The 20795-nt window shown below is 54.1% G+C and carries 19 protein-coding genes and 2 tRNA genes; 11 read left to right on the forward strand and 10 right to left on the reverse strand.

What is annotated here, in order from left to right; all coding sequences use genetic code 11:
• The first annotated feature begins 2 nt into the window (after positions 1–2).
• From csgE to csgG, 3 genes are all read left to right on the forward strand, one after another.
• Positions 3–398: a curli production assembly/transport protein CsgE gene (gene csgE, locus ABSH60_RS03870; RefSeq protein WP_056774379.1), complete on the forward strand. Its 396-nt coding sequence runs from the start codon at positions 3–5 to the stop codon at positions 396–398.
• A 60-nt stretch (positions 399–458) separates the two neighbouring features.
• Positions 459–851 carry a curli production assembly/transport protein CsgF gene (gene csgF, locus ABSH60_RS03875; protein ID WP_056774376.1) on the forward strand — a complete coding sequence of 131 codons (393 nt, stop codon included), beginning with the start codon at positions 459–461 and terminating at the stop codon, positions 849–851.
• Positions 852–923: 72 nt separating this feature from the next.
• Complete coding sequence (gene csgG / locus ABSH60_RS03880; protein ID WP_056774181.1) at positions 924–1757, forward strand: curli production assembly/transport protein CsgG; 834 nt, start codon at positions 924–926, stop codon at positions 1755–1757.
• A 66-nt stretch (positions 1758–1823) separates the two neighbouring features.
• Here the strand turns inward: csgG and ABSH60_RS03885 are convergent, their stop codons facing one another.
• Entirely contained in the window at positions 1824–2282 is a 459-nt protein-coding gene (locus ABSH60_RS03885; RefSeq protein WP_390972786.1) for a nuclear transport factor 2 family protein, read from the reverse strand.
• A gap of 187 nt (positions 2283–2469) precedes the next feature.
• On the opposite strand from ABSH60_RS03885, the gene ABSH60_RS03890 reads away from it, so the two are divergent.
• Entirely contained in the window at positions 2470–4278 is a 1809-nt protein-coding gene (locus ABSH60_RS03890; protein ID WP_390972788.1) for a DUF4153 domain-containing protein, read from the forward strand.
• A 100-nt stretch (positions 4279–4378) separates the two neighbouring features.
• Here ABSH60_RS03890 and alaC read toward each other — a convergent pair whose 3' ends face one another.
• Together alaC and ABSH60_RS03900 are read right to left on the reverse strand one after the other, a co-directional pair.
• Positions 4379–5638, reverse strand: a complete 1260-nt coding sequence (gene alaC / locus ABSH60_RS03895; protein ID WP_122097476.1) for an alanine transaminase — start codon at positions 5636–5638, stop codon at positions 4379–4381.
• 132 nt (positions 5639–5770) lie between these two features.
• Positions 5771–6304, reverse strand: coding sequence for a GNAT family N-acetyltransferase (locus ABSH60_RS03900; RefSeq protein WP_056774372.1), 534 nt, complete (start codon positions 6302–6304; stop codon positions 5771–5773).
• Positions 6305–6461: 157 nt separating this feature from the next.
• Here ABSH60_RS03900 and ABSH60_RS03905 point away from each other — a divergent pair, with 157 nt between their 5' ends.
• Both ABSH60_RS03905 and ABSH60_RS03910 read left to right on the forward strand, forming a co-directional pair.
• The gene (locus tag ABSH60_RS03905) at positions 6462–8165 is read left to right on the forward strand and encodes a sensor histidine kinase (RefSeq protein ID WP_217204578.1); all 1704 of its coding nucleotides are present in this window, start codon (positions 6462–6464) and stop codon (positions 8163–8165) included.
• A 72-nt stretch (positions 8166–8237) separates the two neighbouring features.
• Positions 8238–8993: a LytTR family transcriptional regulator DNA-binding domain-containing protein gene (locus tag ABSH60_RS03910; RefSeq protein ID WP_390972790.1), complete on the forward strand. Its 756-nt coding sequence runs from the start codon at positions 8238–8240 to the stop codon at positions 8991–8993.
• Between the two features lie 29 nt (positions 8994–9022).
• Here the strand turns inward: ABSH60_RS03910 and glk are convergent, their stop codons facing one another.
• Entirely contained in the window at positions 9023–9988 is a 966-nt protein-coding gene (glk, locus tag ABSH60_RS03915; RefSeq protein ID WP_056774369.1) for a glucokinase, read from the reverse strand.
• A 319-nt stretch (positions 9989–10307) separates the two neighbouring features.
• Between glk and ABSH60_RS03920 the strand changes: the two genes are divergently transcribed.
• On the forward strand, positions 10308–11570 hold the full coding sequence (locus ABSH60_RS03920) for an ion channel protein (protein WP_056774160.1): 1263 nt from the start codon (positions 10308–10310) through the stop codon (positions 11568–11570).
• Here ABSH60_RS03920 and ABSH60_RS03925 read toward each other — a convergent pair.
• Positions 11567–12265, reverse strand: coding sequence for an aspartate/glutamate racemase family protein (locus ABSH60_RS03925; protein ID WP_056774157.1), 699 nt, complete (start codon positions 12263–12265; stop codon positions 11567–11569). The genes ABSH60_RS03920 and ABSH60_RS03925 overlap by 4 nt on opposite strands.
• 102 nt (positions 12266–12367) lie before the next feature.
• Positions 12368–12841: a multidrug/biocide efflux PACE transporter gene (locus ABSH60_RS03930; protein ID WP_056774153.1), complete on the reverse strand. Its 474-nt coding sequence runs from the start codon at positions 12839–12841 to the stop codon at positions 12368–12370.
• A 145-nt stretch (positions 12842–12986) separates the two neighbouring features.
• Here ABSH60_RS03930 and ABSH60_RS03935 point away from each other — a divergent pair, with 145 nt between their 5' ends.
• Entirely contained in the window at positions 12987–13874 is an 888-nt protein-coding gene (locus ABSH60_RS03935; RefSeq protein ID WP_390972793.1) for a LysR substrate-binding domain-containing protein, read from the forward strand.
• Here ABSH60_RS03935 and ABSH60_RS03940 read toward each other — a convergent pair.
• On the reverse strand, positions 13863–15521 hold the full coding sequence (locus ABSH60_RS03940) for a thiamine pyrophosphate-binding protein (RefSeq protein ID WP_390972795.1): 1659 nt from the start codon (positions 15519–15521) through the stop codon (positions 13863–13865). The two genes, ABSH60_RS03935 and ABSH60_RS03940, sit on opposite strands and share 12 nt — an antisense overlap.
• A 322-nt stretch (positions 15522–15843) precedes the next feature.
• Between ABSH60_RS03940 and mgrA the strand changes: the two genes are divergently transcribed.
• The gene (gene mgrA / locus ABSH60_RS03945) at positions 15844–16833 is read left to right on the forward strand and encodes an L-glyceraldehyde 3-phosphate reductase (protein ID WP_390972796.1); all 990 of its coding nucleotides are present in this window, start codon (positions 15844–15846) and stop codon (positions 16831–16833) included.
• A gap of 158 nt (positions 16834–16991) precedes the next feature.
• On the forward strand, positions 16992–17417 hold the full coding sequence (locus ABSH60_RS03950) for a DUF2502 domain-containing protein (RefSeq protein ID WP_390972798.1): 426 nt from the start codon (positions 16992–16994) through the stop codon (positions 17415–17417).
• A gap of 71 nt (positions 17418–17488) precedes the next feature.
• Here the strand turns inward: ABSH60_RS03950 and ABSH60_RS03955 are convergent, their stop codons facing one another.
• A complete protein-coding gene (locus ABSH60_RS03955; protein ID WP_056774135.1) occupies positions 17489–18718 on the reverse strand; it encodes an Nramp family divalent metal transporter in 1230 nt (409 codons plus the stop codon).
• Between the two features lie 409 nt (positions 18719–19127).
• Between ABSH60_RS03955 and ABSH60_RS03960 the strand changes: the two genes are divergently transcribed.
• Positions 19128–20315, forward strand: a complete 1188-nt coding sequence (locus tag ABSH60_RS03960) for a NupC/NupG family nucleoside CNT transporter (RefSeq protein ID WP_056774132.1) — start codon at positions 19128–19130, stop codon at positions 20313–20315.
• Positions 20316–20453: 138 nt separating this feature from the next.
• Here the strand turns inward: ABSH60_RS03960 and ABSH60_RS03965 are convergent.
• A tRNA-Ala gene (locus tag ABSH60_RS03965) sits at positions 20454–20529 on the reverse strand.
• Positions 20530–20600: 71 nt separating this feature from the next.
• Positions 20601–20676: transfer RNA gene (locus ABSH60_RS03970), tRNA-Ala, on the reverse strand.
• Positions 20677–20795 lie beyond the last annotated feature (119 nt).

The following is a 20795-nucleotide window of genomic DNA, read 5'->3' on the forward strand; positions in this document are numbered from 1 at the left end:
TCATGAGACTTTACAGCAAGACCTTGTGGCTGTGGCTGGCATTGCTTTGCGGCGCCTGCCTGCATGTTCATGCAGCGGAAATTAAAGATCCCGGCCTGGTCATCGATCACACGGTGACCTCCGTCGGCCATGATTTTTATCGCGGTTTTACCGATAAGTGGGACCGCAACTACCCGGAAACCATCACCATTTCAGAAAGGCCCAGCGCACGCTGGGGCAGCTGGATCAGCGTCAAAATAGGCCAGGACACGCTCTACCAGACGCTGTTGTTCCCAAATCGTCGCAATTTTAATAAGGACGTCGACACCGCCATAGATGGCGTCACCGAGGCGCTATCACGTCGCCAGTTAGACAAGGCGTTACTTGGCACCGGGGATCTTGCCCATGATGAATTTTAATGCACAGCCTCTTTTAAGGAGAGCATCGTGAATATTCCAGTCTCAGTCCCCCGCTCGGTGATGCTGCTGGCGTTACTGACGGCGTCCCCGCTTTCCTGGGGCGGCAGTATGGTCTTTCAGTTTGTTAACCCGAACTTCGGCGGCAACCCGAACAATGGCTCGTTTCTGCTCAATGAGGCGCAGGCGCAAAACTCGTATAAAGATCCGGACAGCTATGACTTTGGAACGTCCGGCACCTCGGCGCTGGATAACTTCACTGCCTCGATTCAGTCGCAACTGCTGGGCACCCTGATGGGCAACATCAATCAGGGTAAACCCGGCAGGCTGGTGACGCAGGACTTTATTGTGGATATCCAGAATACCGACGGGCAGCTGGTGATGAATGTCACCGACCGTCAGACCGGCAAAGTGTCCACCATTCAGGTTCAGGGTTTGTCAGCAACGACTAACTGATTCCGACGAACAAAATCCCCAAAAAATTCGATACGAAATCGAAATAAGAAGGGAAAAAACGGGAATGAGATCATGCGCAATTATTTATTACTCATCGCAGTTTTTGTGTTGAGCGGGTGCCTGACAGCAGCACCTAAAGAAGCCGCCAGACCGACATTATTACCGCGTGCGCCGAGCTACACCGACCTGACCCATCTGCCGCCTCCGCAGGGGCGGATATTTGTGTCGGTGTACAACATTCAGGATGAAACCGGTCAGTTCAAGCCGTACCCGGCCAGTAACTTCTCGACGGCGGTGCCGCAGAGCGCCACGGCGATGCTGGTGTCCGCGCTGAAAGATTCGAAATGGTTTATACCGCTGGAACGTCAGGGGCTGCAAAACCTGCTCAACGAACGCAAAATTATTCGCGCCGCGCAGGAAAATGGCAGCGTCGCCATCAACAACCAGCGGCCGCTCTCCTCGCTGGTGGCGGCGAATGTCCTGATTGAAGGCTCGATTATCGGCTATGAAAGCAATGTGAAATCAGGCGGGATCGGTGCGCGTTACTTCGGTATCGGCGCCAGCACGCAGTACCAGTTGGACCAGATAGCCGTGAACCTGCGTGCTGTCGACGTCAATACCGGGGAAGTTCTGTCGTCAGTGAATACCAGTAAGACGATATTGTCGTACGAAGTGCAGGCCGGGGTGTTCCGCTTTATCGACTATCAGCGTCTGCTGGAAGGCGAACTGGGCTATACCACCAACGAGCCCGTCATGCTGTGCCTGATGTCGGCCATTGAATCCGGGGTAATTTATCTGGTCAATGACGGTATCGACCGCAATCTGTGGCAGTTGCAGAATCCGTCGGATATCAATTCACCGATACTTCAACGCTACAAAAACACTATTGTCCCTGCCGAATCCTGATGAGAGGCAGTTGGCGAAGGGAAGTGGCGGGTTGAGGCCGCTTCCCTTCTTTTTTTAGGACCAACCTCAGGTTTTGTTCTCCTGAATTTTCACGCCTTGCTGGTAATTATTAACGCGCTTTTTATCTTCAAGATTAAAATCGGGATCAAGATAAATGCTCAGCCGTTTGATCAGCAACGCGTCAAATTCAAACACCGTACAAAAATGATGACGCCCCGCCTGAGACGTTGGCCAGCGGTCACCGTTTTGCATCACCCCGCGCATCTGCCCTTCCAGCACCAGGGTGTCGCCGTCGCACAGAAAGCGAAATGCGTCCTGAATGTGCTGGATTTTGTCGATCTCCAGCGCAAAACGTTTTCCCAGTTCTCCCAGTGAGGATTTGCCCTGCGCGGTGCCAAACTTAGGAAAGAACAGTTCGACGTCTTCCGTAAAAAGATCTAATAAGGAAGCATCGGCCTGATCCAGTTTGGCGTAAAAAGTCTTCACAACGTCAATGCGCTTTTCTTTCAATGGTTGTTCTGTCATTTTCCACCTCGAAATCACTCCCTCAGCCTCAAGCCTAGTGACTGTCGCTGAATTTGCCAGTTATGTGGCCGGGCTCACAAAAGCCAAACGCCGCCAGTTCAAAGAGATTTCTGCACTCTGCGGCGTAACCCATTACACTTGCAGGATTGTTTACGTTCATTTCCCCTTACATTTTGGAGAGTCACGGATGTCTCAGTTCACTCGCGCAGGCAGCGTTATGCCGCCTGTTCCGACTTCCGCCCGGGCGGTCATCATCGCCATTTGCGTGTTGCAGGGACTGCTGCTGTATTTCTTCCTCTCGCACCCTGCGTCTCCCGCGCTCGAATCCCTGAGCCATAATATTTACGGCCAGACTATGGCATTTACATTACCGGTCCTGATTTCGTTATCGGTCGTGCACCTGAATTCTCGCCGTTTCTGGGGCGGCATAGCCGTGCTGACGTTGCTGCTGGCGGGGATGGCGGCGTGGCTGAAAAGCAACATGACCGGCGCGCCCTCGGAGGCGGTGCTGTTTCCTTTCTGTCAGTCTTTGGTTCTGCTGGTTTACTTTGTGCTGCCGTGGTTGCAGGTGCAGTCTTTCCCGCCGGATACCCGTTACCGCTACGCAAATCTGGCGGCGTGCTATTCGCAAAATACGCTGTGCCTGATGCTCACCGTGCTGCTGATGTTGCTGACCCTGGGCGTGATGGCGCTGTGTGCGGCATTGTTCAGGCTGATTGGCATTGAGTATTTCCACACGCTGTTCTTCGATACGCCGCTGTTTATGTGGCTGGTTTACGGGCTGCTGCTGGGCATCAGTATCGTCACCTGCCGCACCCAGCCGTCGCTGATGAACACCACCAAAAACATTATTCGTTTTATTCTGAAAGGCTTACTGCCGCTGGTGGCGTTTGTGGCGCTGCTGTTCCTGTGCGCCCTGCCGTTCACCGGGCTGAAGGCGCTGTCCGATGCCTGGTCTGCGGCCAGCCTGCTGACCATCATGGCGATGAGTGTGCTGGTGCTGGTGAACGTGGTGCGCGAAGCGGATAACGCCTCGAAGCCGTATCCGCGTTTCATCCGTCTGCTGGTCAATGCGGCCATTCTGCTGCTGCCAGTGTATGCCGCGCTGGCGATGTACGCGACCGGTTTACGTATTGCGCAGTACGGCTGGACGCCGCAGCGTCTGTGGGCTGTGCTGACCATCGGGGTGACGCTGGTGGCCTCGTTGTGCTACAGCCTTTCGGTGATCGACAAACGTCCGGACTGGCTGCCGCGCATCACCCAGTTAAACAAACCGCTCTCGCTGCTGGTGGTTTTGCTGGTGATCGCCGTTAACAGCCCGCTGCTCGACCCGTACCGTATCAGCGTGAACAATCAGATTGCCCGTTTAGACCAGGGTAAAACGCAGGCGAAAGATCTCGATCTGCATATGCTGCGTTTCGATACCGGCCGCCGGGGCAACGACGCGCTGAAGGCGTTGCAGCAAAATCCGGCGTTCGTGGCCGATCCCCATCTGCTGGTGCTGTTGAAAAACACCCTTTCACAGACGTCGCGCTGGGGTTCTTATGACGTGGAAGATGCCGCGCAGGCAGCTAAAGACTACCGTGCAGAAAATGCGAAGAAGATGATCCAGCTGGCGAAGGGATCGGTTCAGCCTGAGGATGCCTGGTGGAACAGCCTGCCTGAGCTGGAAAAATACCGCAGTACGCTGCGCGATTGCCTCAGCCTGCAAGGCGTGTGCATCGTCAACACCCTTGAACTGAACAACGACAAACAGAAAGAAGTTTTCCTGTGTAATACCCTGGATCCGAAATCGGTTAATTGCCGGGTGTACGCCAGAAAGGCAGGGAAATGGACTGAAGCCGGTGAGCTGTATCTGTATGAGGAAAAAAACAGAGAAGAGATCATTCAGGCTTTGCGTAACGGGGAGGTCAAACCGGTAGCGCGCAGAGAGTCAGACGTGCAGATTAAGGGCAAACGGCGGGTGATTCATTACAACAATGATAGTGAGCAGTAAGTGTCACATCCTGAATGACGCGTCGTGAATAGCCCGCGTCTTTGTCCTTCACCGGCAGGCCACAGCGCCTGCCGGTTTAACATCATATCAACGCAACCTGTTACGGCGTGACGGTCGGATCCTGCTCCACGGGCGGTTCACCCGCTGTTTTCTTCGGCGGCAGCAAACCGTCGGCGCGGAACATCGCTTTGATCCCACGAACCGCCTGACGAATACGATCCTGATTTTCGATCAGCGCGAAACGCACGTGCGTATCACCGTAATCGCCAAAACCAATCCCCGGAGAGACGCAGACTTTAGCATCGGCCAGCAGACGTTTGGCGAACTCCAGCGAGCCTAAATGGGCGTAAGCCGGAGGAATTTTCGCCCAGACGTACATGGAAGCCTTCGGATTTTCCACCATCCAGCCCGCTTCATGCAGGCCGCGCACCAGAACGTTACGGCGCTGGCGGTATTGCTCGGCGATGTCTTTCACACATTGCTGATCGCCTTCGAGTGCCGCGATGGCTGCGACCTGCAACGGCGTGAAGGTGCCGTAATCGTGATAGCTTTTGATGCGCGCTAACGCGCTGACCAGTTCCGGGTTACCGACCATAAAGCCGATGCGCCAGCCCGCCATGTTGTAGCTTTTTGACAGCGTGAAGAATTCCACTGCGATGTCTTTTGCGCCCGGCACCTGCATGATTGACGGCGCTTTCCAGCCGTCATACACGATATCGGCATACGCCAGATCGTGGATCACCAGCACGTCATATTGTTTTGCCAGGGCCACCACGCGTTCGAAGAAATCCAGTTCCACGCACTGCGCCGTCGGATTGGACGGGAAGCCGAGGATCATCATTTTCGGGCGCGGAATGGTTTCGCGGATGGCTTTTTCCAGCTCAGCGAAGAAATCCACACCTTCGGTCAGCGGCACGGAACGCACCTGCGCACCGGCGATCACTGCGCCATAAATGTGGATGGGATAACTTGGGTTGGGCACCAGAACGGTGTCGCCGTGATCGAGCGTCGCCAGCATCAGATGCGCCAGCCCTTCTTTCGAGCCGATAGTGACGATAGCTTCACTTTCCGGATCAATCTCGACCTGATAGCGATCGGCATACCAGCGGGAAATCGCCCGGCGCAGACGCGGAATACCGCGTGACGTCGAATAGCCGTGGGTGTCTTCGCGCTGCGCCACCTGCACCAGTTTTTCAACGATGTGCGGCGGCGTCGGGCCGTCGGGGTTGCCCATACTGAAATCAATGATGTCTTCGCCGCGATGGCGCGCCGCCATTTTCAGCTCAGCGGTGATATTGAAAACATAAGGGGGAAGACGATCAATACGTGAAAAACGACGTGGTGAACTGGAATCAGCCATAATTTCCTCGAGGATACGTAAGCGCCCGGACCGTCCGAGCGACGCTGGCCGCATTGCGGCCTTCCACGAACATAACGCAGACTCAAAAAACTGTCGAGAGTGTGAACGCTCTTTTTTAGCGTTGCCCGGTTCTCAGCGTGGATCGTGCTTCAGCAACCCCAGCAGCCAGTCGTTCTTCCATTCATCGCCAATGCGATAACTGTCGCGCAACAGACCTTCCATCTGAAAACCACATTTCTCCAGTACGCGGCGTGAGGCGTCGTTGCCTTCGAGCACATTGGCTTGCAGCCGGTGAAAATCACAGTGGTCGAAAGCAAAATTCAGCACTTCACGCAGGGATTCCACCGCGTAGCCTTTGCCCTGATGCTCAGGTGCCAGAATAAATCCGACTTCCGCCTGCTGATAAGGCCGCCAGTCAGGGAAGAATCCGGTCAGCCCCACCGCTGCACCGGTCTGTTTTTCACGGATCAGCAGACACAACCAGAAATCGCTGTAACGATCCCAGTTACCGAGCCGTTGTTCAAAGCGACTGTGGATCTGAGCGGGGGTATCAAGGTTGCCAATAAAACGCATGACGTCAGGATCCTGATACAACCGCAGGAAAAAAGCCCAGTCATCGGCCTGGAGCGGTTGCATGTGAAGCCTTGCGGTCGAAAGCGAAATCATCATCCGAACTCCTTTGCTGTCAGCAAATTATCCCTGTTTTTATTGTGCCATGACAGGCTGAACGCCGTCTGTCTGGTGGTCAATTACGGGTGTTTTACATATAATAAACCACGATTTAATTTAGCGTGATTATACAATGTCGCGCAGAGAACCTGCCATGCAACACATGTTCGATATGCTGCTGGCGGTCTTTGACCGCGCGGCACTGATGCTGATCTGCCTGTTCTTCCTCACGCGTACCCCGCTGTTCCGCAAACTGCTGCACAAAGAAAATGAAAACCATACGGCACTGGAACTGACCGCCGTGACGGCGATTTTCTCGTTGTTTGCCATTTTCGGTACGCTTTCGGGGATCAACGTGGAAGGGTCGCTCATCAACGTGCGAACCATTGCCATCATGTCCGGCGGGATCCTTTTCGGCCCGTGGGTCGGCATTATCACTGGCGTGATCTCCGGCACTCACCGCTTTTTGATCGACATCCACGGCCCGACGTCCCTTCCCTGTCTGATCACCAGTATTACCGCCGGTTTTCTCTCGGGCTATATCAATAAAAAAGTCAAAAAAGCGCTGCACTGGAAAGTCGGCATTCTGGCGGGGATGCTGTGCGAAACCCTGACGATGGTGCTGATCCTGCTGATGGCGCGGCCTTTTTCGCTCGGGCTGGATATCGTGATGAATATCGCCGCACCGCTGATCCTCGGGGCCAGTTCTATCGGCCTGATTGTCTTGCTGGTGCAAAGCGTCGAGGATGAAAAAGAGGTGATTGCCGCCCGGCAGGCGCGGCTGGCACTGGATATTGCCAATAAAACGCTCCCCTATTTTCGAAATATTAATGCAGAATCCCTGGCCAGCATTTGCAGCATTATCCGTGATGATATCGATGCCGATGCGGTCGCCATCACCGATAACAAAAATATTCTGGCCTACGTCGGCGTGGGGGCAGAAGAATACAATATTGGCCATGAAACGCTCAGTGAGATGACCAAAGCCACGCTGGAAAGCGGTGAAATTACGGTGAAAAACAACGACGAAATGCACCGCACGCCGCAAATTCACTCGCTGATAATTATCCCGCTGTGGGAAAAGGGCGAAGTCACCGGCTCGCTGAAAATCTATTATTGCGATCCGCACCGCATCACCTATTCGCTGAAAGTGATGGCGATCGGCCTGTCGCAAATTATGTCTACCCAGATGGAAGTGTCGCGCACCGAGCAGCTGCGCGAAATGGCCAACAAAGCGGAAATGCGGGCATTGCAAAGCAAGATAAACCCGCACTTTCTGTTTAATGCCCTCAATGCCATTTCCTCTTCGATCCGCGCCCGCCCTGACGTGGCGCGCCAGCTGGTGATCAATCTCTCCCGTTATTTGCGCTACAACCTGGAACTGAACGACGAGCTGATCGATCTGCGCAAAGAGTTGCATCAGGTGCAGGATTATATCGCCATCGAACAGGCCCGCTTTGGCAGTAAACTGACGGTGATCTACGATATTGATGATGACATTTCGGTAAAAATCCCCAGCCTGCTCATTCAGCCGCTGGTGGAAAATGCCATCGTGCATGGGATCCAAAAGTGCAGCGGTAAAGGCGTGGTGGTGATTTCAGTGAAGCACCATGCCAACGGCGTGTGGGTTTCGGTGAAAGATACCGGCCACGGCATTAATCAGGAAACTATCGATCGTGTGGCACGCAATGAAATGCCCGGCAATAAAATCGGCCTGCTGAATGTGCATCATCGCGTGTCTTTACTGTATGGTCAGGGGCTGGTGATCCGCCGCCTTGAACCCGGCACAGATATTTCGTTTTTGATCACACAATCCCCGGCAAAAATCACGGCAGCCCCCGAGAGCACTATAGCCTGACCATGTTGAGGGAATTTCTCTGCTTTATTTCTGTCGCCCGCTTTTCGGGCGCTCGCACCGGGGGATAATTCCGTGAAAGCTATTATCGTCGAAGATGAAGTTCTGGCTCAGGAAGAGCTGAGTTATCTCATTAATACGCACAGCAGCATCAAAATTGAAGCCACATTTGATGACGGGCTGGACGTGCTTAAATATCTGCAAACCCATGAAGTGGATGCTATTTTTCTGGATATCAGCATCCCTTCGCTGGACGGCGTATTACTGGCGCAAAACATCAGTAAGTTCGCGCATAAGCCTTACATCGTGTTCATTACGGCCTATAAAGAACACGCCGCTGAAGCCTTTGAAATCGAGGCTTTTGATTACATTCTCAAGCCGTATCATGAGTCACGCATTGTCACCATGCTGCAAAAGCTGGAGTCGCACTTTACGAGGGATAAGCAAAGCGGCAGTAAACCTGAAGATGTCCATCCGGCGCAGGGCAGCGCTAACCGCGTCAGCCACAGCATTAATCTGATCAAAGATGAGCGGATTATCGTGACCGACATCAACGATATCTACTACGCCGCCGCGCAGGAAAAGGTGACGCAGGTGTATACCCGCAAAGAAGAGTTCACCATGCCGATGAACATCACCGAACTCTGCAACCGCCTGCCGGAAGAACATTTTTTCCGCTGCCATCGTTCGTATTGCGTGAACCTGTCAAAGATCCGTGAGATCGTGCCGTGGTTTAACAACACCTATATTTTGCGGTTGAGTGATTTGGATTTTGAAGTGCCGGTAAGCCGGAGCAAGGTGAAAGAATTCAGACAGTTAATGCGGTTTTAATGACTCCCCCTTTACAGGGGGAGCTGTTTTTAGATCGTCATACCCATCGACTGACGCAAATACGCGCCTGCGCCAAGCAATCCTGGCTGATCGTGTGTGATCAGGAATACCGGGATATCCATCAGGTAATCTTTAAAGCGGCCTTTATCTTCAAACGCGGCACGAAAACCTGACGCTTTGAAGAATTCCAGGAAGCGCGGAACGATGCCACCTGCAATATAGACCCCGCCAAATGTGCCCATGTTCAGCGCCAGATTCCCGCCGAACCGCCCCATGATCACGCAAAACAGCGACAGCGCGCGGCGGCAGTCTACGTTTTCATCCGATAACGCCAGCTCGGTGACGTCTTTCGGTTTGAAGCTCTCCGGCACGCGGTTATCAGATTTCACGATCGCGCGGTACAGATTGACCAGCCCCGGCCCCGAGAGAATGCGTTCGGCAGACACGTGACCCATTTCAGTACGCAACTGCTCAAGAATGATGTCTTCTTCTTCGCTGTTAGGTGCGAAATCCACATGTCCGCCTTCGCCCGGCAGGCTCAGCCACTGTTTGTTGGCATGGATCAGGTGAGCCACACCGAGGCCGGTGCCCGCACCGTAAATCACTGCCGGTTTACCATCCAGCGCTTTCTTACCGCCGAACTGCAACAGATCAGCCTCTTTGAGCATCGGGATCGCCATAGAAACGGCGGTGAAATCATTGATCACTTCCAGATGCTGCAGGCCGAGACTTTGTTTCATTTCGGCAATGGAGAACGCCCAGGTGTGGTTAGTCATCGCCACCCAGTCGCCGGTGATCGGGCAGGCGATCGCAATACAGGCATCTTCAACCTCCTGATGCTGCTGCGCGAGATACTCACGTACCGCGGCTTCGAGGCTGTCGTAATCCAGCCCGGAAAAGGTCTGAGACTGTGAAATCTCGCCGCTGTCTAAGGCGCACAGCGCCAGACGACAGTTGGTGCCCCCGACATCGCCCACCAGGGAGTATTTAGTCATGTTATTCTCCGCAAAAGTAAATTCGTTATACTGCGCATCCACGCCAGAAATGCTGTGCTCATGAGTACGCTGCCAGACACCCTGATGTAAGGGATGGTCATCAATAAAAGCGACTGGCGAATGCCTGCAATGGGGCAGAGCTGACAGATTCGTGTGGGCAAAATAGCGGTAATTGCTATACGCTGCAATGCAGTTTTGTACCAACGCACATTTATGCGGCATGTCACACAAAATAATGTCGGCCACCCGCAAACTGACCTTGCTGATATTCATCTAAGCTATCAGGGCAATCAAAATTATATAATAAGGAAATCATTGCATGTTTCATCCTCGCGCCAGAATCATGCTGGCTTTTGCCCTGCCCGCAATCGTTATTGGTGTCATGTCGAGCCTGATCCTGGTTTTGGTCATGATGATGTCAGGTGCGCTGCAAAACCTGCTGTGGCAGTACATTCCTGACGTTCTGCACGTCAATACCCAGTCAGCCACCTGGACACTGTTCATGCTGACGCTGACCGGGATTGGTGTCGGGGCGTTGATCAAGTATATGCCAGGCCACGCCGGGCCGGATCCGGCGACAGAATCGCTGATTGGCGCCCCGGTGGCGGTCAATGCGCTGCCGGGACTGGCACTGGCGCTGATGGTCGGGCTGGCGGGTGGCGTCAGCCTCGGGCCGGAACATCCGATCACGGTGATCAATATCGCGCTGGTCGTCGCGCTGGGTTCGCGTCTGTTGCCGAAAGTGCCGACCACCGACTGGGTTATTCTGGCCGCCGCTGGCACTATCGGCGCGCTGTTCGGCACGCCGGTGGCGGCGGCGCTGATTTTTTCGCAAACCCTCGGTACCAATAAAGATGTGCCTTTGTGGGATCGCCTGTTCGCACCTTTGCTCGCCGCCGGTGCGGGCGCGCTGACGACCGATCAGTTCTTCCAGCCAGATTTTTCACTCAGCATTCCGTCGTATGACAGCTCCCGCCTGATTGATATTTTTAGCGGTTCAGTGGTGGTGCTGATTGCCATTGCGCTGGGGATGATTGCCGTGTGGCTGTTCCCGCATCTGCACCGGATGTTTTACAGCATTCATGATCCGATTATCCGGCTTGGGGTTGGCGGGTTTGTTCTGGGATTGCTGGCGCTTATCGGCGGGGAAATCACGCTGTTCAAAGGGCTGGATGAAATGAAGGAGCTTGCCCACTCGAACCAGCTTTTTGAGATGGGGCCGCTGCTGGCGATCACCCTGACCAAACTCGCGGCGCTCGTGGTGGCGGCTGCCTGCGGTTTTCGCGGCGGGCGGATCTTCCCGGCGGTGTTCGTCGGCGTTTCGCTGGGGCTGATGCTGCACCAGTATGCGCCTGACGTACCGGCGGCGGTGACCGTATCCTGCGCCGTGATGGGAATGGTTCTGGTGGTCACGCGCGACGGCTGGCTCAGTTTGTTTATGGCCGCCGCCGTGGTGCCGGGGCTGAAATTGCTGCCGCTGCTGTGCATTGTGATGCTGCCAGCCTGGCTGATGCTGGCAGGAAAACCGCTGATGCAGGTGGCTAAACAGCGGCTGGGGCGTCAGGATCCGGAAAAAGATTAATCCTGCGTTAAGGCAAACTCCGCCGCCGCCAGCGCATGAATGGCGGTGGTGTCGAAGACCGCGACGCGCGCGTCTTCCGCGCCCACCAGCAGGGTGATTTCCGTGCAGCCCAAAATAATGCCTTCAACGCCCTGCTGTTCTAATTTGCCAATAATCCGGCGATATTCCTCGCGGGAATCATCCTTAATGATGCCCAGACACAGCTCGTCATAAATGATGCGATGAACGATCGCGCGGTCAGCGTCATCCGGCGTCACCACGTCAATCTGATGTTTTTCCTGCAAACGCCCGCGATAGAAATCCTGCTCCATGGTGAAACGTGTGCCGAGCAGCCCGATTTTACGCAGCCCCTGCCCTTTAATTTTTTCTGCGGTGGCGTCCGCGATATGCAGAAGCGGCAAACCGCCGATGCGTTCGATATCACCGGCCACTTTGTGCATGGTGTTGGTACAGACCACAATCACTTCCGCCCCTGCGCGCGCCAGAGAACGGGCGGCATTGCCGAGGATTTCCCCCGCCTGCTGCCAGTCGCCGGCCATTTGCAGTTTTTCGATCTCATAGAAATCGACGCTGTAAAGGAACAGTTTGGCCGAATGTAATCCGCCGAGCTGCTGTTTTACGTGTTCGTTGATCATGCGGTAGTACGGCACCGTGGATTCCCAGCTCATGCCACCAATCAGCCCTAACGTCTTCATTTTCGCCCCTGAGGTTACGTGTTGAGCAAAACCATAACTGACAAAAAGCCCGCAGACAAAGAAAATGTCTGCGGGCTTTTTCGGGCATTCAGCGAGGTGGAATCAGTGTTTAGCGGCGCAACGCTCTGCCGCCAGACGGCGGTTCATCCAGCGCTGACGCAGGGTGTCGTAAATCCAGTTGTAGGCGACGGTATACGGCAGGAAGAACAGGAAGAACCCGACTTCCAGCATGAAGGCATCCAGCAGTCCGATACCCAGCCACAGCGCGGCAATCGGCAGACCAATCATGATAAATCCACCTTCAAAGCCCAGCGCATGCGCCACGCGGATTTTAAATGTCCGCACCACACGGGATACAGGCCAGAACCGGTCAAAAATGCTGTTATAAACGATGTTCCATACCATCGCCGTGGTAGACAGCATAATGGCCAGTGCGCCCATTTCCCAGACCGGTTTGTTGAGTAGCCACGCCGCCGCAGGGGCTGAAATCAGCACCGCCAGCGTTTCAAAGCCAACCGCATGAAAAATGCGCTCGCCGAACGTTTTCTGAGAGATATTCCGTGTTTGCTTAGACATAAAAACCTGCCTGATTCCTGAAATTAAAAAGGGGTGACGGTTGTCACCAGGCAGGCATTATCATTATAAAATGAGATAGGTAAAAGATAGAAAGTATTGATAAAATCGATAGATCGCCGTTCAAAGAGACTCACGGAGCCCGACTATGCGTTATTCACCCGAAGCCCTGATGGCCTTTGTGGAGGCCGCCGACGCGGGGTCTTTTTCCGCTGCCGCCCGTAAACTGCGTAAAAGTCAGTCCACCGTCAGCACCGCCATTGCCAATCTGGAAGTGGATTTGGGCGTCACGCTGTTTGATCGCCAGAGCCGACATCCGGTGCTGACGCCTGCCGGGCAGCGCGTGCTGAGCCATGTTCAGGCCATTCTTGCGGCCAGTGAGCGTCTCGATGAACTGGCCGTCCGGTTATCCACTCAGGTGGAAACGCGGCTGACGTTTGTGCTTTCCGATACTTATCAGCCGACACACCACGAAGCGCTGCTGCGCCGGTTTGAGCGCCGCTATCCCGATATCGAATTTGAGTGTCAGATAGCGGAAGATCAGGACGTGATCGATCTGTTGCAGTCCGGCCGGGCGCATATCGGCATGGTGGAAGTGCAGGATCACTATCCGCCGGATATTGGTGTGGCGCGTCTTCCGGAGCAAACGGATATGTCGATTTTTTGCAGTAAAGCACATCCGCTGGCGAGTATTTCCTCTCTGCAACCCGAACAGTTACACACCTTCCGCCAGCTGTGTCTGCAACCTTACAGCCGCCGGGAAATGCCACGGGCGCAGGGGCAGATCTGGTCTGCGCCGAGTTACCTGATGCTGCTGGAAATGGCAGAGCAAGGGTTTGGCTGGGCCACACTTCCTCACTGGCTGGTGAAGCAGTTCGGGCATGACAAGCTGGTCAGCCTGCCGCTGCGGGGCTGGCCGAAGAGAATTTCGGTGGATGCGGTGTGGAGTAAAAATAATCAGCCCGGCCCGGCGGGAAGCTGGTTCATCGACCAGCTGATTGACCCGCCACCGCCGGACGCTGATTTACTCCCCTGAATTGCGTTTCGCCAGAGATCGGGTGACGGAATCGAGTAACGCGGGAATATCCATTTTAGGCAAAATCACTTCAATCCAGGCCATCCGCCGTTTGGCGCTGGCCTGTTCTATCGCCTCTTTCAACGCCTGCGGCGAATCCGCGCGCGCGCTGAACACTTCTTTGCCGCCAAACGCCGCCGGGAACTGCGTCCAGTTCCATTGCGCAATATCGTTATAGCGCTGAGTCTCACCGTGGATCGCCCTTTCCACGGTGTAACCCTGATTATTAATGACGAAAATCACCGGCGGCAAACCATAGCGGATCGCCGCACCCAGGCCCTGAAGGGTCAGCTGCGCAGAACCGTCGCCGATCAGCAAGACTACGCGGCGATCAGGTGCGGCGATCTGCACGCCAAATGCGGCGGGCAGCGTAAAGCCGATTGAGCCCCACAAAGGCTGGACCACGAACTGGCAATCCTGCGGCAAGTTCAGCGCCGCCGCGCCAAAACAGGCGGTGCCCTGTTCCGCCACCAGCACGTCGCCGGGTTGCAGAAAGGCCTGAATTTGTTGCCAGAAGGCATATTGATCCAGGCTGTCATCCGCAGGCTGCGGAAGTGTGGTGCGTTTAACCGGGTAAGGCGTCCATTGTTCGGCCAGTTCCGCCGTCAGGCGATGCAACACGCTGACGGTTTTTTCCAGCGGAAGCTGGTGGAATATCTGATTGCCGACGCGGGCGGAAAATGGCTGGAGATCGATACATTTTTCGGCAGGGAGTTGCTGGGTAAAACCGGCAGTGATGGTGTCGGTAAATTTCACGCCGATGCTAATCACCACGTCAGCGCCCTCAATGGCCTCTTTGGTCGAGGCGGCGCTGGCGGCACCGGAATACGTCCCGGCAAAATTCGGCTGCTGCTCGTTGAACAATCCTTTGCCCATCAGCAGCGTGGAGTGCGCCAGCGGCACTTCCTCCATCCATTGCTCCAGCGCCGCCTTCACGCCAAAGCGTTCCGCCAGAAAATCGGCCAGCAGGGAAACGCGTCCGGCGCTGCGCAGTCTGGCATCGGCTGCCGCCACAAAGGCTTCGAGAGACGAGGCGGAAAACGCCGGTTGCCGCGCAGGAATCGCATGGGCGCGGGTACTGACGGGCAAGGCGGCCACGTCACTCGGCAGTAAGAGGTAGCCGGGACGCGAGGAATAGATGACGTCTTCAATGACGCGGTCAATTTCGGCCAGCGCATTTTCCGGCGTCAGTGACGCCTGCGCCACACTCACCGGCTGCGACATGCGCATGAAATGGCTGAAATCGCCATCGCCCAGGGTGTGATGGAGTAATTCGCCTTTGCGCTGTGCTGAGAGGGGCGGAGCGCCGACGATATGGATAACCGGCACATATTCGGCATAACTGCCCGCAATACCGTTCAGCGCACTGAGTTCACCGACGCCAAAGGTGGTCAGCAGCGCGGCGATACCTTTGGTGCGCGCGTACCCATCAGCACCATAGGCGGCATTGAGTTCGTTGGTACAACCGATCCAGGTAATTTGCTGATGGCTGATGACGCTGTCGAGGAATTTCAGGTTGTAATCGCCCGGCACGCCAAACAGCTCCGAGATCCCGCTAAATGATAAGCGGTCTAAGAGATAGTCCCCTACGGTATAGATATTATCCATGACGATCCTCTGTTAAATAGAAAGTAAACAGTTAATCCCACTAGCGTAAGTATTACGCCAAACCGGGGAATAGGATATTTTTTATTCGAAAAAAGACGTGGCAACGCAGAGTTACAGTGCTGCACTGCAATCTCGCACGGGCAGCCCCTGAACAGTAAAAGTAATAGCGGGAGGGAATAGTCCTGTTTTTCAACGGTAACGCGCCGTAAGGATTGTTCTGGTTGTGATCGTGGTAGCTGGAATTGTTAGTGAAAGCGCATACACTAAAAGGGTTTTTATCTGATTCCTTACACGACACCTACCTCAAACAATAAAGGTTCCTATGCCGTATCTTGCTAGTTCAAACCGTTACGAAAAGATGGAATATCGTCGCTGCGGCCAAAGCGGCCTGAAACTGCCTGCCGTTTCTCTCGGCCTGTGGCATAACTTCGGCGATAACGCGCATTTTGAGAATGGCCGCAATCTTATCCGCCATGCTTTTGACCACGGGATCACCCACTTCGACCTCGCAAACAACTACGGGCCGCCTCCGGGCTCGGCAGAACAGCATTTTGGCCGTATTTTGCAGGAAGATTTGCTGCCTTATCGCGACGAACTGATTATCTCCTCCAAAGCCGGTTACACCATGTGGGACGGCCCGTACGGAGACTGGGGTTCGAAAAAATATCTGGTCGCCAGCCTGAACCAGAGCCTGAAACGCATGGGGCTGGACTACGTCGATGTCTTCTATCATCACCGCCCGGATCCTGATACGCCGCTGGAAGAAACCATGGCCGCGCTGGATTTGATCGTGCGCCAGGGTAAGGCGTTGTATGTCGGGTTATCGAATTATCCGGCTGACCGCGCCAAAGCGGCATTCGACATTCTCAAACAGCTGGGAACGCCGTGCCTGATCCATCAGCCGAAATATTCCATGTTCGAGCGCTGGGTTGTAGCCGATTTGCTCGATACGCTGGCAGATAACGGCGTCGGCTCCATCGCCTTCTCACCGCTCGCCGGTGGCGTGCTGACTGACCGCTATCTGGCAGGTATTCCGGAGGATTCCCGCGCCGCCAGCGGCAGTAAATTCCTCACCACCGATCAGCTGACCGAAGAAAAGCTGGCGAAAGTCCGTAAGCTGAATGACATCGCGCAGGCCCGTGGACAAAAACTGTCGCAGATGGCGCTGGCGTGGGTGTTGCGCGGCGACCGCGTGACGTCAGTGCTGATTGGCGCCAGTAAAACCAGCCAGATTGACGATGCGGTGGGCATGGTGGCAAACCGCCACTTTACTCAGGAAGAGCTGACTGCCATAGAAGCGATTTTAGTGTAAGCGTTTACCCTGACGGTGAAAAAACATCCCTTTATGGAGGCTGAGTAAGGATTCCGTTAAGGGTGGGTAAATCAATCAAAACAGGATTGCCCCCATAGAATAGCGGGTGCCTTCACCTTATAACTGTCAGCATAAATTATAAGGAATCTGGGGGCATCATGATTAAGCCTTTACTGTTCGGTACATTATTGTTCGCATTGCTTCCTGCCGCAGCGCCCGCTGTGCAGGCCAGCAGCTTTAGCCTGAGCACGCCTGGGCTTTCAATCAATATCGGTGACCGCGACCGTCGTGGTTATTACTGGGATGGGTATGACTGGCGTGATGCGGGCTGGTGGAACAATCACCGCGGGCGTTACTACGGTGAACGCAGCCATCGCGGCTATTACTGGGATGGCGGCCGCTGGCGGGACCGCGGCTGGTGGGATAACCGCTCTCATCATCGTCCGTCTCCGCCGCGCTATTACGGGCGTCCGCATTATGATCATCCTGGCCGCGGGCCAGATCGGGGTCATGGTCACGACAGAGGTCGCGGCCCGGACCGCGGACATGGTGACCACCGGGGTCATGGCGATCACCGCCACTAATCCGCGAAGATCACAGATAAAAAAAACGGGACAGTTTGCGCTGTCCCGTTTTTTTTGCGGCGATGCAGTGATTATTTCAGCATGCCGAACAGCAGATAGAGATTCAGGCTGACAACAATCAGGACGATCACCCGCCCTGCCCACTGCACGGTTTTGGTGTTGGTCATCTCACCCATCAGATGGCGGTTACCGGTAAATGCCAGCAGCGGCAACAGCGCCAGCGCAATCCCGAAACTCAGCAAGACCTGGCTCATTACCAGAATGCGCGTCGCATCCAGCCCCATCAGAATCACAATAAAGGAAGGCATCATGGTGACAACGCGACGCACCCAGATCGGAATGTAGAACTTCACGAAGCCCTGCATCACCACCTGCCCCGCCAGGGTACCCACTACCGTTGAAGACAAACCGGCAGCCACCAGGCTCAGGCCAAAAGTGGTAGCAGCGGCATGGCCGAGTAACGGTTGCAGTGTCAGATAAGCCTGATCCAGCTCGCTGATACCGCTGTGGCCGCTGAAGTGGAACGCGGCAGCGGCGGTCGCCATCATCGCCAGATTCACAAAACCGGCGATGGTCATGGCGATCCCGACATCCAGCTTAGTGGCAGAGTAACGCTGTTCTTTCGATGCCTTACCGGCCCGCTGGGTCAGTGAGGAGTGTAAATAGATGACGTGCGGCATGATGGTTGCGCCAAGCACACCGGCAGCCAGATAAACAGAATCACTGGTGGGCAGAGAAGGGATCAGCATCCCTTTGCCGAGCGCCAGCATGCTGGGCTGCGAGAAGAAGAGTTCGACGATATACGCCGCAGCCACAAACAGCAGCAAACCGGCAATCACCAGCTCAAGCGGTTTTTGTCCACGCTTTTGCAGACCGAGGATAATAAAGGTGGCAATGCCGGTAAGCACCGCGCCCTGCAACAGCGACACGCCGAGCAGTAATTTGAAACCGATCGCCGCACCGATGAATTCCGCCAGATCGGTCGCCATGGCGATAATTTCAGCCTGCACCCAGTAAGCCCAGACGGCCGGACGCGGAAAACGATCGCGGATATGTTCAGCCAGGTTTTTGCCAGTGGCGATACCCAGTTTGGCAGAAAGAAGCTGGATCAACATCGCCATGACGTTAGCCCAGACCACGACCCACAGCAGCTGGTAACCGTAAGAAGCCCCGGCCTGGATGTTTGTCGCAAAGTTACCCGGATCGATGTAACCGATGGCGGCAATAAAGGCCGGTCCCATCAGCGAAAATTTCATCTTTCTGGATGCGCGGCCTGAAGATTCGGTCCGGCTGTTAAACATAATGGATTAACCCCTACAATTATTACGCTTACACAAATATCGTCTAAATGATAATGATTATCAAGTGCATTTAGAAAAATTTGAGCGATGATTCTGATAGGCAGTAAGCGACGACGTGATAACTGTGTGGTTATTCGCCCGCCCGGCTTTCTCAATCCGGGCGCGCGCGCTTTCCTAAAACAGAGGCTGTTTGACCAGATTTAGAACGCATTACGGCACATGATAAAGCTAGCACAAGAAAGCAAATTGTGCCTATTTTTCTTAACATCTTGATTTTTTGTGTGGTGGAATGGGATTTGTTGCAATTCATGTCTGCAATTTCTATATTTGCAAGCGACTTCACGTTTTAAATGTACGCGTTACATAGAATGTCCGTCGAAATATAGCCTGCCTCTAATTTGGAGCACCCATGTCTAACATTTTGCACTTTGTATTAGCGTTGGCCGTTGTCGCAGTACTCGCTTTACTGGTGAGCCGTGATCGTAAAAGCATCCGTTTACGTTTCATCGTTCAGCTGTTAGTGATCGAAGTCCTTTTAGCCTATTTCTTCCTGAACTCATCTATTGGTTTAGGTTTTGTGAAAGGCTTCTCAGATATGTTTGAGAAATTATTAGGATTCGCTGCGGAAGGAACCGGCTTCGTATTTGGGGGCATGAGCGATAAGGGATTAGCGTTCTTCTTCTTGAAAGTCTTGTGTCCGATCGTGTTTATTTCCGCACTGATCGGTATTTTGCAACACATTCGCGTACTGCCTTTCGTCATCCGTATCATCGGTACGGTACTGTCGAAAATTAATGGCATGGGAAAACTGGAATCTTTCAACGCCATCAGTTCCCTGATTTTGGGTCAGTCAGAAAACTTTATCGCGTATAAAGATATTCTGGGCAAGATGTCTGAAAAACGTATGTACACCATGGCCGCTACGGCAATGTCGACTGTTTCTATGTCGATTGTGGGTGCATATATGACCATGCTGGAACCGCGTTTCGTCGTGGCTGCGCTGGTGCTCAACATGTTCAGTACCTTTATCGTACTGTCTCTTATCAACCCTTACAGAGTTGATTCGGAAGAAGACCTGCAGATCGGTAACACGCACCAGGGTCAGAGCTTCTTTGAAATGCTGGGTGAATATATCCTCGCCGGCTTCAAAGTGGCGATCATCGTTGCAGCCATGTTGATTGGTTTCATCGCACTGATTTCCTGCCTGAATGCGCTGTTCGACGTGGTATTCGGTATCACCTTCCAGGGCGTGCTGGGTTATGTCTTCTATCCGTTTGCATGGATGATGGGCGTTCCAAGCCATGAAGCCTTGCAGGTGGGCAGCATGATGGCAACCAAACTGGTTTCCAACGAGTTCGTGGCGATGCTGGATCTGCAGAAAGTGGCGGCTGAATTGTCACCACGCAGCGTCGGTATCCTGTCCGTGTTCCTGGTATCCTTCGCTAACTTCTCCTCGATTGGTATCGTGGCAGGGGCTATCAAAGGCCTGAACGAACATCAGGGCAACGTGGTTTCACGCTTCGGCCTGAAATTGCTGTACGGCTCAACGCTGGTCAGCGTGTTGTCTGCTTCTATCGCGGGTCTGGTACTGGCGTAAGTAAGCAAACGATTGAACGACAAAGAAACCCGCTTCGGCGGGTTTTTTTATGGCTGCAATTTGGTGCTGCAAAACAGGAAGGAAAAATGACAAAGTGCAGAAAGCAAAAAACCCGCCGAAGCGGGTTTCTTTAATATTTGGTGGAGATAAGCGGGATCGAACCGCTGACCTCTTGCATGCCATGCAAGCGCTCTCCCAGCTGAGCTATACCCCCACACGAGGTCGTACACATTTACTTTTGGTTTCCTCTGGAAGGAAACAGCCAACTTACTCTGGAAAGGAAGTTGGTGGAGATAAGCGGGATCGAACCGCTGACCTCTTGCATGCCATGCAAGCGCTCTCCCAGCTGAGCTATACCCCCAATTCAAACCAGTAAAAACCGGTGAACGGGGCGCATCATATGAAACCGTGTCTACCCTGTCAACGGCTAAATCGGTTTCTGCAATCAAGCGCTGAAAAAGCCGCCAAATACCCCATTTC

It is taken from the genome of Rahnella sp. R3(2024), assembly GCF_042920125.1.
Taxonomy (GTDB): Bacteria; Pseudomonadota; Gammaproteobacteria; order Enterobacterales; family Enterobacteriaceae; genus Rahnella; species Rahnella rivi.

What these genes read in the sequence shown, in the direction of transcription:
- csgE (WP_056774379.1), top strand. Translation starts at nt 3, where the DNA reads ATGAGACTTTACAGCAAGACCTTGTGGCTGTGGCTGGCATTGCTTTGC.
- csgF (WP_056774376.1), top strand. Translation starts at nt 459, where the DNA reads ATGCTGCTGGCGTTACTGACGGCGTCCCCGCTTTCCTGGGGCGGCAGT.
- csgG (WP_056774181.1), top strand. Translation starts at nt 924, where the DNA reads ATGCGCAATTATTTATTACTCATCGCAGTTTTTGTGTTGAGCGGGTGC.
- ABSH60_RS03885 (WP_390972786.1), bottom strand. Translation starts at nt 2,282, where the DNA reads ATGACAGAACAACCATTGAAAGAAAAGCGCATTGACGTTGTGAAGACT.
- ABSH60_RS03890 (WP_390972788.1), top strand. Translation starts at nt 2,470, where the DNA reads ATGTCTCAGTTCACTCGCGCAGGCAGCGTTATGCCGCCTGTTCCGACT.
- alaC (WP_122097476.1), bottom strand. Translation starts at nt 5,638, where the DNA reads ATGGCTGATTCCAGTTCACCACGTCGTTTTTCACGTATTGATCGTCTT.
- ABSH60_RS03900 (WP_056774372.1), bottom strand. Translation starts at nt 6,304, where the DNA reads ATGATTTCGCTTTCGACCGCAAGGCTTCACATGCAACCGCTCCAGGCC.
- ABSH60_RS03905 (WP_217204578.1), top strand. Translation starts at nt 6,462, where the DNA reads ATGCAACACATGTTCGATATGCTGCTGGCGGTCTTTGACCGCGCGGCA.
- glk (WP_056774369.1), bottom strand. Translation starts at nt 9,988, where the DNA reads ATGACTAAATACTCCCTGGTGGGCGATGTCGGGGGCACCAACTGTCGT.
- ABSH60_RS03920 (WP_056774160.1), top strand. Translation starts at nt 10,308, where the DNA reads ATGTTTCATCCTCGCGCCAGAATCATGCTGGCTTTTGCCCTGCCCGCA.
- ABSH60_RS03925 (WP_056774157.1), bottom strand. Translation starts at nt 12,265, where the DNA reads ATGAAGACGTTAGGGCTGATTGGTGGCATGAGCTGGGAATCCACGGTG.
- ABSH60_RS03930 (WP_056774153.1), bottom strand. Translation starts at nt 12,841, where the DNA reads ATGTCTAAGCAAACACGGAATATCTCTCAGAAAACGTTCGGCGAGCGC.
- ABSH60_RS03935 (WP_390972793.1), top strand. Translation starts at nt 12,987, where the DNA reads ATGCGTTATTCACCCGAAGCCCTGATGGCCTTTGTGGAGGCCGCCGAC.
- ABSH60_RS03940 (WP_390972795.1), bottom strand. Translation starts at nt 15,521, where the DNA reads ATGGATAATATCTATACCGTAGGGGACTATCTCTTAGACCGCTTATCA.
- mgrA (WP_390972796.1), top strand. Translation starts at nt 15,844, where the DNA reads ATGCCGTATCTTGCTAGTTCAAACCGTTACGAAAAGATGGAATATCGT.
- ABSH60_RS03950 (WP_390972798.1), top strand. Translation starts at nt 16,992, where the DNA reads ATGATTAAGCCTTTACTGTTCGGTACATTATTGTTCGCATTGCTTCCT.
- ABSH60_RS03955 (WP_056774135.1), bottom strand. Translation starts at nt 18,718, where the DNA reads ATGTTTAACAGCCGGACCGAATCTTCAGGCCGCGCATCCAGAAAGATG.
- ABSH60_RS03960 (WP_056774132.1), top strand. Translation starts at nt 19,128, where the DNA reads ATGTCTAACATTTTGCACTTTGTATTAGCGTTGGCCGTTGTCGCAGTA.